The organism is Cellulophaga sp. (assembly GCF_039943695.1).
Classification (GTDB): Bacteria; Bacteroidota; Bacteroidia; order Flavobacteriales; family Flavobacteriaceae; genus Cellulophaga.
Genome location: NZ_JBDVAA010000060.1, coordinates 1 through 11,624, shown reverse-complemented (window position 1 = coordinate 11,624; position 11,624 = coordinate 1). Strand labels below are relative to the sequence as shown.

Annotated in this window: 11 protein-coding genes; all 11 read right to left on the bottom strand. The window is 30.8% G+C overall.

Annotated features, from left to right (window positions below; genetic code table 11):
* Positions 1 to 337: 337 nt before the first annotated feature.
* Positions 338 to 1,732, bottom strand: a complete 1,395-nt coding sequence (locus tag ABJD66_RS04295; RefSeq protein ID WP_348128616.1) for a hypothetical protein — start codon at positions 1,730 to 1,732, stop codon at positions 338 to 340.
* A 368-nt stretch (positions 1,733 to 2,100) separates the two neighbouring features.
* Positions 2,101 to 3,753: a S41 family peptidase gene (locus ABJD66_RS04290; protein ID WP_348128614.1), complete on the bottom strand. Its 1,653-nt coding sequence runs from the start codon at positions 3,751 to 3,753 to the stop codon at positions 2,101 to 2,103.
* A gap of 253 nt (positions 3,754 to 4,006) precedes the next feature.
* A complete protein-coding gene (locus ABJD66_RS04285; RefSeq protein WP_348128613.1) occupies positions 4,007 to 4,618 on the bottom strand; it encodes a hypothetical protein in 612 nt (203 codons plus the stop codon).
* A 210-nt stretch (positions 4,619 to 4,828) separates the two neighbouring features.
* Entirely contained in the window at positions 4,829 to 5,329 is a 501-nt protein-coding gene (locus ABJD66_RS04280) for a hypothetical protein (RefSeq protein WP_348128610.1), read from the bottom strand.
* 62 nt (positions 5,330 to 5,391) lie between these two features.
* Positions 5,392 to 6,030, bottom strand: coding sequence for a suppressor of fused domain protein (locus ABJD66_RS04275; protein WP_198519407.1), 639 nt, complete (start codon positions 6,028 to 6,030; stop codon positions 5,392 to 5,394).
* A 236-nt stretch (positions 6,031 to 6,266) separates the two neighbouring features.
* Positions 6,267 to 7,772, bottom strand: coding sequence for a S41 family peptidase (locus ABJD66_RS04270; RefSeq protein ID WP_348128607.1), 1,506 nt, complete (start codon positions 7,770 to 7,772; stop codon positions 6,267 to 6,269).
* 135 nt (positions 7,773 to 7,907) lie between these two features.
* Positions 7,908 to 8,930: a hypothetical protein gene (locus ABJD66_RS04265; protein WP_303545768.1), complete on the bottom strand. Its 1,023-nt coding sequence runs from the start codon at positions 8,928 to 8,930 to the stop codon at positions 7,908 to 7,910.
* Between the two features lie 249 nt (positions 8,931 to 9,179).
* A complete protein-coding gene (locus ABJD66_RS04260) occupies positions 9,180 to 9,590 on the bottom strand; it encodes a hypothetical protein (protein ID WP_348128604.1) in 411 nt (136 codons plus the stop codon).
* 209 nt (positions 9,591 to 9,799) lie between these two features.
* The gene (locus ABJD66_RS04255) at positions 9,800 to 10,189 is read right to left on the bottom strand and encodes a hypothetical protein (protein WP_348128602.1); all 390 of its coding nucleotides are present in this window, start codon (positions 10,187 to 10,189) and stop codon (positions 9,800 to 9,802) included.
* Complete coding sequence (locus ABJD66_RS04250) at positions 10,186 to 10,665, bottom strand: hypothetical protein (RefSeq protein WP_348128599.1); 480 nt, start codon at positions 10,663 to 10,665, stop codon at positions 10,186 to 10,188. The genes ABJD66_RS04255 and ABJD66_RS04250 overlap by 4 nt, the downstream gene beginning before the upstream one ends.
* Positions 10,666 to 10,804: 139 nt before the next feature.
* Entirely contained in the window at positions 10,805 to 11,329 is a 525-nt protein-coding gene (locus ABJD66_RS04245; protein WP_348128596.1) for a hypothetical protein, read from the bottom strand.
* Positions 11,330 to 11,624: the final 295 nt, after the last annotated feature.

Sequence of the window (11,624 nt, the reverse complement as noted above, 5' to 3'; positions counted from 1 at the left end):
GAAATTAGATTCTGTTTGAGCAATTTTTTTAAAGAATTGAATTGTCTTTCTTGCAGCATTTATTATTGAAATCTTATTATTTTCAATTTCAATATATGGTGATAATTTACTGTGTATCATTGTTTTTTGCTTGGCTATAACGTCTCGGCTATGGTTAGTACGGGAATTAAAAGTAGTGAACTTTCGATTAAGCACTTAGCCAAATCTTTTTATTTTGTTTTATCTTTTTTGCTCTAAAGCCAAATCAAAAGATTTGGCGGACTTCATAAATATACCCAAACTATGGGTTAAGCACCAAAACCCGTATTAATTATAGCCATTGTTAGGCGTTCGTATTTTAACGTATATCTCCGATAGATATCATTTCTCTGAGTATTTTTGGTTTATGTCCTAAATATTCTAGTTGATATAAAACATCTCGCATTTTAAAGTTTGGTAGCCATCGTTTTTTTGCAGAAATTTTAATAATGTCAATACACTTGTCTTTTAATTTGTCTGTTAATTCGTCAACGATTAATACGATTGCTAAAATTATTTGAACAGTTTCTTCTTCAACTTCTCTGTAATTCAGAATAATATTTGACAAAACAGGAATAGCTCGGTCAATTTTCAGCTTTTTATTTAGTAAATAGTGTACAATTGTATAGGGTGTAATATCGTTATCGATTCCTTCATAAAAATCATCAGCACTTAGCTTTTCGTACCTTTTTTTACTTATGAATTCATTTAACTCTTCAAATGATGGATGTAAGTACTCTTGGAAATCGCTCCATTCTTCTTCTAAATGATTAATACCTAAAAATAAGGAAATAGCTCTCGCAGATAGAATTCTAAGCATTTCAAAGGAGTATTCCCTATTCCTTACCAAAGGAAAAAATGGAGGAACTGGAAAAATCACACTCTCCTGATATACTTGTCTTCCGTGTGCAACTGAGTTTCTGTCTTTAACCAAGTCTAGAATGTAGGTTTTTAGACGATTGGTTAAAATTCCTTGTTCCTGAAACATAAACATTATTTTACTTGCTACTGGAAGTTCAGAAAGAAATACACTTTCGACAAGTTTCCCTTTAGAGTTTTGTTCCGACTGCAAGTGATTTCCATCTAGTAGATAAATATCTTTCAGGAGGTGTTCAGAAAATTGGCTTATTGATTGCTTTATTAACTGTTTTTGCTTGGAATAGTATTTCGTAGATAGTAATTCAAGAATATGAAAATGTGAAAGTAAAATTTCGTCATTGTGAATCATATTTTCTTCGCTCTCTTTTTCAAGAAATAGTGCTTTTCGATGTCTGTCGATTAGTGAATAGAAAAGTCGTTTGTCATTTTCATCACTAGAATTGATAAATGCAATAATTAGCCTTATATCTTCTAAGTGATTAGTTTTTTTGAATTCAAACTTTTCTACATCTGATTTTTCAAGTTTTCTGACAACTGTTGAATTACCGAAGAAATCAAATGGAATAAATAATTCTTGAGTTAAGAAAGTCAGTACTCCAAGAATTATTAAGAATCGAGGTCTAGCATAAACAGCACCATCTGTTACTGATTCAAATTCTTCAAGTTTAATTTCAATACTTATACACAGGTAATTTTTATTTTTTTCCTTCGGCTTTGATGGGTGAATTTTTGATATGTCGGTTGTAGTGAAAATTCTTGATTCAAGAATATGAACATCTATATCTAGAGCTGAATCTATTTCCGCTATCGTAGTATATGTAGTTAATCCTTTCAATTATGTTTTATCGATTTTTTTAATATGACGCCTAACTACATATAAACGCAACTCATTGCGTTTATTCCACCAATATGGTTGTGTAAACGCACATTTGGCTTTATAGTTTATTTTGGTCGTTAAATTTTCCTACAATGTAAAACTATTTTTTGTACTACAATTACGGAAATGTGTAATTGGCCAATTTTTTAGTATTGTTGGTGTTCGTTTGTTTTACTTATAGAAGTATAAGTAGCGCTAGGGCTTTTTGTTTTGCCTTATTTTTAACGCCAAACCAAAAGATTTTACGGACTTCATAAAAATACACAAACCCAGCGATTAGGCCCTAAAGTCCGCATTACGTTTAGGTATTGTTGGCAACAATATTTTTATTCATTAATAAACTTTATAGCTCTTTCTAGTATTTGGTCTTTTCCGGCAATAACTCCTTCAATTGTTGGCTTTACTTTAATGTCTATTTTTACTCCTTTTCGTTGCGTTTCTGTCCCATCAGGGTAAAATATACCTACTCCAGATATTTGTGTTTTGTATCCACCCACCATGTTAAATATGACCACATTTCCATCTGCCCCAGAAGTTTGACTACCAACGGTAGTAACATTATCTCCAGTTTGTAGGCACATTGCAGTAAACTCAAGTTGACTTTGACAGCTTTCATCAACTAGCAAAATCACTTTTCCTGTATATTTTAATCTGTCGTTACCACTTTTAAAAGTCTCAGACCAAATATACCTACCTGGATAATCTAAATCAGTTACTATTGCTTTATAAAAGTCTTTTTTTTGCGATGTAATATAGTTAGCAAAATAGTATGGTGTGAAGGTTTCATATTTTCTAATATCAAAAATAATAGCTTTTGTGTTTTTTAAAGCTTCCATTATTTTAGGGACTTCTTTAACTTCTTTGACCTTGCCAATGTTGGTATAGCCTATATTATTTTCTAAAATTTTATATTTATCAGATTTAGATTCGGCTTTATACTTGAAGTCCTTAAATAGGTATCTTTTTATAGATTTTATCGAGGTTTTTCCATTTCTGATAAACTCAATTTTTACTGAGTCAGTTGCCCCATTTAGAGTGTAATAACTAGCATTGAATTTTTTTCTTGAAATATTTGAAGCGTTAATATATTTTTCTTGCTCCTCTAATATTGTTTCAATTTTTTTATCATTTGATTTTGTAATAATATCTCCTAATTGTAAATCATTTAATTTTGCCAGCGAATCGTTATAGAAGCCTGTAATTACTGCTTTTTTGTTTATTACCTTGAAATTTACGGGCATATAGTAGCGACCAAAAAAAGAATATGTTTTTTCGTTAAAATATGTTGCATGACTATCATCGCAACTAACTATTAATTCCAGTGTTGCAAGATGTAAATCTAATTCTGTTTGGGGGTTTAAAAATTTTGGCATCATTTTAGCCAAAACAACATCCCAATTCGTATCTGTTTGATATTTTGCAGGAAAGAAATACTCAATTTGGTTCCAGTAACGGAATAATGTCAAAAGTCTTAAATTTCCATTTTGCCAATCAAAGTTTTCATATTCAACCTCATTAGTGAAATCTGGAATTTTAAGTTTATTACTATAATAATTAACATAATGCTTTTTTCCTTGATGCCTGTTTAACTCTATATATTTGAGTTTCTCTGAGAGTTCGGTTGTAAATATTTGCTTGTTATTTATCCAATTTAAGTCGAAGTTTTTATCAAAATATTGAATATCTTTTTCAATATCACATTTTTTGCAGGGTTTAATTTCTCCTAAACTTTTAATCCAGTCAATATAAACTTGTGATAGCTGTATGTTATTTGTTGCTGTTTCAACCTTTGGCAGAACCTTGAATAGTTCTTTATCCCAGTTATATTTTCCGTTGGCTACTTCGGGGTGATAGTATTTTAAAAACCCCCATATTTTAGCTGTAGTTGCTAGCTTTTCAATTTTGCTAAGTTCATTTTGAGCATATATTGAGTTTGTGAAAATCAATAAAAGTATTGGAAAGCATAATATTTTTTTCATATGATTTTTTAGTTGGAGTTGCTATCAAAAGAATATAATATTTAACGATAAGAGTGTTAAATTTTCTCCAATTGGGAAAGTTTTAAATAAATGAACTTGGTTAATCAATATTGTTGGCAACGGTCTCGGCTATGATTTCGTTGTGGAATCATCCGCAGGATTATTCCGCCGAAATCCAGATGTTTGATTAATACTTTTATTTTGGTGTGGCACAAAACCACAATGAATTATAGCCATTGTTGTACACCGTTTTTTATTCAACATTTTTTGATTTTTCGTCATACCAAACATCTTCGTATCCGTTTTTGTCAATTAAAAATCGATAGCCAATATCGAGTCCGAAATATTTAATTAATTCAGGTCGGATTTGAAGTAAATGTTCAGCGCACATTGGTTGAAAAAAGTCATCAGATTCTGAATATTCTCCTGTCCAAATGTACCAACCTGTTGTACCTTTTTCCTTTGGATGTCTCAATCCGTGAATTGGGTCAGTATTCAAGTCAGAACCAATTCCGATTTTCAGTTTTTTATTAATTGGATTCCAATTAGATTCATATTTTTCGCAAATCTTTTTTTGTCGGTCTATATGTGCGTTCCACAAATTGTAATCCGCTAATAAATTCTCGTCAGTCTCCAATTGATGTTTCCAAAGTCGTATGTTTTGTTTGGTAATCGGAAAGTTGATTTCTGGACTGTCCCATTGATAAATAATATCAGATATTACATCATCACCCCAATCAATATGCTCTTCGGTTATTAAATTCCACGCATAAGTTTCAAAATCCTTTTCTTGAATTTCTCCATTCAAATATTGGTCGCATTTTGCGATTAAGTCCGAACGTGATATTTTGATTTCTTGATTCAATTCTGCGTTTTCTTAAATGGTGTACAACGGTCTCGGCTATGTCAAGTAGGGCAGGCAAGGAAACTTTTCGTTTCCGTCTGGTCTGCGAGTCAGAGCTTTTTGTTTTGCCTTATTTTTAAAGCCAAACCAAAAGATTTTGTGGACTTTATTATTTAAACAAGCTTTTGATTTTATACCAAAAACTTATATTAATTATAGCTATTGTAGAACCTAGTTTTTTATTTTTATTAATTCAATTTCTGTTTTTAGAAGTTTTTGGCTCAATTCTAATTTTACAGGTTCAAATAAGGTCTGCTTTTCATTTATTTTGTTAAACTTTTCTATGTAATCTTCAGATTTCGTTTCCAAAAATGTTGAAAAAGGATTTATTCCAATTTTAAAATTTAAATTCACAATTGAGTCATATTTGTCTATAGTACTGAAATAGGCAAATTGTTGCTGAAAACTTTGTGGTCCATAATATCCAAGAGTGTCATTATTTCTATTTGTAATGTAGCAGTTAAGTTCGTAAGGTCTTTTTTGTAGAAAGTTCCATTCAGGCGCTATAAACTCGGCACATAAAGAGTCTTTCCAAGATATTGAATATCCGCCATTAAAATCTTCTGGAACTATTTCTATTTCCAATTTCATTTGGTTAATATTCAATTTTTTGGGTTTGTCAGCACAACCAATTAAAACTCCAAAAATCAGTATGTATATTATTCTTTTCAAGGATTTTCTAAAATTAGGTAAAAACAGTATTAAGTTATATGCGGTGTTGTTAGAAGTATTTTTTATTCGCAAACATTTTTTCTTCCAACTTTTACAATTTCTTCAATTCCGAATTTGTCAAATTTCTCAAGTAAATCACTTGCGCTATTTTGTTTTTTAAATTCAAGTTCTTCTTTGTAAAGTGGAATTAAAGTATAAATGTCAATTACTTTATTAGTATCAAGTTCAATTTCGGTAAAATCAGCCGATAATTCCATTGAGTTGGCTAACATTACTGAATTAAATCCAATTCCTTCAGCAAGTTCATCATCATCTTCGTGTCCAAAAGTGTGTCCAAAACCTAACCAAGTTTTATTCGGATGTGGTAACATCATCAATTCCTTCATTATTCTAATTGGCCAATAATTTCGTTCGTCACTAAAAGACTCATATTCTAAATTCCATTCCTTTGGCAACAATATCATAACTTCTGCAAATTCAGATGAGTCAATATCTTCAGGTACTTTCATTGGTAAAGCACTCATTCCACAGCTTAATAAAATGTGATAAGGTCTATCTTCTGTAGCTTTTATTAAGAAAATGTCTCTGTGAATTATTTCAGATTCTATTTCGTCAAATACAACAATGTCTGCATCTTCATCAAAGAATTGGTCTAAATGGCTGTCAACAATTTCAACACTATTAGGTACTTTATCACTCATATTTTTTTCGATATTTTGGGAATACGCAATTGTTGAAACAAAAATCAGAAAGATAGTTTTATAGTTCATTATTTTCATTTGATTTCCTCAGATTACTGGCAACGTTGTTGTATTTGGTTTGTTGCGTGGTCTAAGCACCTAATTTAGCAAATAAAAACTGAATAGAAAATCTGCGAGGATTTTCTTAAGTAGGCGAGAACAAGCAATTAGTTATAGCCATTGTTGTGCGTAGTTTTTTATTCTTGCGTTAATATCAATTCTTTTAATTTTTCAAGTTGCGTGTCCGATAGCCAAAGAACCTGATTTAGGTCTCTTTCAATTTTTATGTCGGGTTCTGTTCCGTAACCGTCCAAAATTTCCCCATTCTTTTGAAAAGAAACCATTGTACTTATTTTTCCAAATAGTTTTGAGTTTGGCAAGTCAACCCATTCGCTGTTTCCACTTGAGCCGTCTGTTGTTACTCCTGCAATCTTGATGTTTGGTAAGTCCTTGAAAGCAGAAACGAAAACAGATGCTGCACTAAATGTTTTTTCATTGGCTAAAATATAGACAGGTTTGTTATAGTGAAAAGTAGGTTTACCTAACTTCTTTCCATTCAACAATCCAAAATAATATTCGCTGTATTTGTTTTCATCCAATTCATAGATTGGTTTAAAATTTTTTAAAAATTCTGTTGCCTTTTTTTGTTCTTCATCATTTAATTCAGATAAGGTATATAAAAAACGATTGTGTAAACTTTTTTTGTAATTTTCTGGTAATGGAAGTGGACCTCTTTGTTTAGTAGCATTTACAACATATATAGAATCTGGATGTATTAAGTATTTTGCGAATTCATACAACAAATCACGGGTTCCGCCACTGTTGGCTCTTACATCAATAATCAAGGCTTCGCTATCATTTTGGATTGATTGCATAAAAGAATTGACTTTGTCAAAAAGAAGAGGTGCTTCATCTTTATCAACCATTTCGGGAATTTTAATATATGCAATGTTTTCTTTAATGCTAAAGAGCTTTTCGATTATTACAGGTTTATTATAATCTTCATCTTTTACTCTAAGATAATCTACCTCAAATCTTTCATCCCAAGGTCGTTGCCTTTGTGATTTATTAATTGGTTTAACAGTCAAAATAGTGTCATTATTGAAAGTAGAATCTGAAAGTGTCAATTCTATTTCATTAGAAAGTGTTTTATTGAGAAGTATATAATTTTTTTCAATGTCCCGAATATCTCTTACAGCATATGTAAAATAGGTTTCTTGCGGTGCTTTAATGTCTTCTGGGCGTGTTTTTTGTAGGAAATAATTAATATCAATTCCGTCAACTTTTTTGAGATAAGGAAATTTAGGATTGAGTATTTCTAACTCTTTATTTTGATTTTTATTTAAAACAACAACTCTATTATTTAAAGGTGCGTAAATAAATGGTAAAAACAGCGATTCCTTTAAATCATAACCTCTTATTCCACTTAAGGAAGAATGTCTGTCTCCAATTTTTGCTAAAGTATTGGTGATAAACATTCCAAAGTTCTCAAGTCGGGTGGAATCGCTTAAAGTTTTTAAATAGTTTTCAAAATCGGTATTGAAATCATACTCATTTAGGTAAGCATAGGAAGACTTTTCATTTAAAGTCTTTGTCAGAAATTCAATGTCTTCAGTTATCTGTTTTTTACTGAGTAAATTCTGCGCTTGTGAAATGGCGACATTGAGAGTTAATATAATTGTAAAAAGGATTTTTAATTTCATTTATGATGTTTTCTCAAATTACGCACAACGTGTTTGTATATGGTTTGTTGCGTGGTTTAGCACGTAATTTAGCAAATAAAAACCGAATAGAAAATCCGCGAGGACTTTCGTAAGTAGGCTAGAACTAGCAATAAATTATATACGGTGTCGTAAGGCGTTATTTATTCGATTCTTAAATTCAACTTTATTATCCACGTACAAAGCTAAATTTTTATAACTCTTTTTTATACCATAAAGTCCTATTAATTCATTTTCTTCTTTTAAATGAATAATTATATTATGGCTTTCTAACTCTCCTAAAAATGAAAATTTTCGAGTTTCTTTATTTGTTTCAATGTCTTTTGATGAAACTTCTATATTATCAATATTTCTAATGTCAATAGTTGTTTCGTTCATAATCCCATATCGAAGAAATAATTTGTCTTTCTCAATTGTTATTGGTCTTTTAAGCATTGATTTTAAAAATCCAAAAAGTTGAACTCCAGAATAAATACTCACAAAAGTCAAAATCCAAGCTACAAGACTGCTCCATTCTGTTAATAGTATATGTAACACGATTGTTTCAATTGCGATGATAAATATAATTACAACTAGCAATGCTATTGTTCCACTATCTTTATGGTATGAAAATTCGTTTTCTTTTAACTTCCTTTTTTTCCAATAAATGAATCCGTAATACAAAACAGCAATTTCTGTTACTACAGGAATTACAACATTTTTGGGCAGTATCTCATAGCAAGTCTGTTTTAAGGTGGTAAAAAAATCAAATGAAAATTCTTTTTTTTGCTTATAAGATTTTATTCCTTTTCTAACATTATAAATTACATACGATAAAACTGATATTTCAATAACTGGAAGAATCCAAGTTTTAAAAAGTCTTAAATACTGTTGGTTTTCTGATGGAAGTATTATTGAACAAATTACTATTCCCAAAATTAAAAATGGTAAGACTGTTGTTTTTGGAATTTTGGTTTTTCTTATCAGTAAGAAGTATATAAAGGGAACTGTCAGTAAGAGGTCAAATGTAATTCCAAATGATAAGCTTTCAGGATTAATTGTAAACAATGAAGATTTGGTAATAAAAACCATTAAAGATATGATCAATAAAGGAATTCCAAATATTATTAAGTTTTTCTGAATGTTTATTGTTTTGTTCATAGTTTTTAATGGCTTACAACGTTTCGGCTAAGCTTAGTGTGGAAGGCAAGGAAACGTTATGTTTCCGCCTTAGCACGAAGCTAAAGCTTTTGGTTTTGATTTGTTTTTTATTTTATCCAAAGCTAAATCCAACAGATTTAGCGACACTATAAATATACACAGACCTTTCGGTTTTGCCCTAAAGCCCGTATTACGTTTAGGCATTGTTGTGCAACGTATTTTATTTTTTCTTATTTGCCGCTGTATTAATTAATCCAATTCTTTTTGGTCAACTCCGTAATATTCAACACCAAATCGGGCGCTCTTTTCCAAGTATTTTTTTATCAAATCCTTTTCATCTTCTATATAAGTGTTACCACCTAAAAAGGTCACATTTTCCTCATATTTATGAACCAAAATTACTTTAGGTTCTCCAGCCATAGGGATAAATGGAGTATTCTTTTCATGTCCAACGGTAGGTTTATCTTTTTCTAAATTGTAGATGTATGTTACGTCTACTTTTCTGTTCTGATAGGCAAATTCCTTTTCAACTTTAATTATAAGTCCTTGCACTTCAACAAAGTCCTGTTCATTATAATCTTTATAGCTTTTTATCGATTGTTCTTTGCAACCGTAGTATAATAGTATAATTGAAATAATTAAAAATTTTCTCATGTCCATATATTGCACAACGATTAGTATATGGCAAGTAGGGCAGTAGAAAGCGATGAACTTTCAAGTTTGCACTGAGCCAAATCGTTGTATTTTGTTTTTAATTTATTCATTCTTAAAAGCCAAATCAACGATTTGGCGGTCTTTGTAAATTGCACTGAACTTTCGTAAACCACCGAACGCCCTATTTGCTATATACCGTGTTGTGCTTTCGTTTTTTATTTCTCCTTGAACATTTCGTTATACTCTTTCACGTGATTTGGAAATTCTTCTTCGTAAAAGGGATATGGAATTCCTTCTATTGTGATTTCAAATCCGTCACTGTCCATTCCACTGATTTGATTTCCTACTCCTTTAATTTCGATTCCAAAATTGTTCTTAATAGTTAATTGTTTTATTGTTCGAGTTGAAATGAGTTTATCTTCTGGATAATCGGTTGCCAATTCAATTCCGTTGGAATTACAATATTCTTTAATGAAGTCATATCCAATGTTCATTTTTGTAAATGCAATCTCACCAAAAACAACACCCATTGGTGGATCCGCTTTTTCTAATCGAGTTGTTCCCAACTTGTCATTGCTTAAAAATATGGTGTATTCTTTTTTCATTCGCATTCGATTTCTTTATCAATGACCCAAGGAATATTACAATCAAATTCTACTTGAACTAAGTCTTTGTCCGTTTTAAATACTGACATTGTTTTTGCCTTGGTAAACCCAATACCAAAATTGTCTGTTACTTGGTAAAAGTCTAAAGTAAATCCACCATTTGGTAAAGGAATTGAACAATCTTTTCCACTGAAATTCCCTATGAAATGAAACCAACCACAATAGTAATGTAGGCCGTTTTCCAATTTTGCCATATGACTAATTTCAATTTCTTTATTTTGATTGACCCCAAGTTTTTCAAATAACGCACTTATTTCATCTGGAAATAATTTTTCTCTTGATTCGATATAGTTCAAGCAATTTCCACAACCGCAACTTTCAGCACTTGGGTTGTCTATTTTTGAATATTCCTTTTCAGTCATTTCTTTATCGACTTCAATCTTCCATTCTTTATATGTTAACTTGGTTTTTGTCATTTATTCTAATGAAGCACAACGGTTACGTATAAGAATAGTGCGGTTTTGTGTGCGAGGATTTTCTGCAGGAAAATCAGATGTAACAAAATTGCACTAACTCTTGATTAAGCACTAAACTACGCATTATTTTTATACTTTGTTACCACCAGTTTTTTATTTGATTCAGCGTTCCGATTATCAATCCGACAATTCCTCCGAAATATGAGAAATTATGGATTTTCGTCACTTTATTAAATTCCGCTTTATGTTCAATCTCAAACGGGAAATTATAATTCGTAATAATTTCCAATGGTTTTAATTCCGCAATTCCATATCCAACAAATCCGAACAGAATTGTAATTCCGATTGTGATTAGTACTGATTTCAGCGTTTTATTAAGCAAGTTTTTTCCGTCGTTGTATTTCATTCCGACAATTCCGAGAATTAGTCCAGTTAAAAGACCAAACCACCAAGTTGAGAAAAATCCAACCCAAACCAGAGCAAAAGTCCAATTTCCGTTAAATTCTCTCGAATAATCATCTAAAATTCCAAAATTGAAAAAAGTCAGTTTTGTATAAAATTCAGGTGAGATTTTTGAGGTAATAAAATCGTGCGTGATTCCATAAATCACACTTAAGATTATTGAAATTACTATGATTAGTATTAAAGTTCTGGTTTTTTTCAAATTGGTGGTAACTACATATAAACGCAACTCATTGCGTTTATTCCGCCAATATGGTTGTGTAAACGCACATTTAGCTTGCTAGTTGGTTTTTTTGTTGTTAAATTTTCTTATAATTTAAAACTATTTTTTATACTACAATTACAAAAATGTATAATTGGGTAATTTTTAGTATAGTTGGTGTTCTTTTTTGGAAGTAAAAGCAGTATTAATTATTGCCATTGTTGTGTGTCCGTTTTTTAGTCCCACCATAAGAATAGTCGCTTTTCTTCTTTGATGATTCTTTCGAGCTCACTTA

Bases quoted from the DNA above. Each gene is read 5' to 3' on its own strand.
- ABJD66_RS04290 (WP_348128614.1), bottom strand. From the start codon at position 3,753: ATGAAAAAAATATTATGCTTTCCAATACTTTTATTGATTTTCACAAAC.
- ABJD66_RS04275 (WP_198519407.1), bottom strand. From the start codon at position 6,030: ATGAGTGATAAAGTACCTAATAGTGTTGAAATTGTTGACAGCCATTTA.
- ABJD66_RS04270 (WP_348128607.1), bottom strand. From the start codon at position 7,772: ATGAAATTAAAAATCCTTTTTACAATTATATTAACTCTCAATGTCGCC.
- ABJD66_RS04265 (WP_303545768.1), bottom strand. From the start codon at position 8,930: ATGAACAAAACAATAAACATTCAGAAAAACTTAATAATATTTGGAATT.
- ABJD66_RS04260 (WP_348128604.1), bottom strand. From the start codon at position 9,590: ATGGACATGAGAAAATTTTTAATTATTTCAATTATACTATTATACTAC.
- ABJD66_RS04255 (WP_348128602.1), bottom strand. From the start codon at position 10,189: ATGAAAAAAGAATACACCATATTTTTAAGCAATGACAAGTTGGGAACA.
- ABJD66_RS04250 (WP_348128599.1), bottom strand. From the start codon at position 10,665: ATGACAAAAACCAAGTTAACATATAAAGAATGGAAGATTGAAGTCGAT.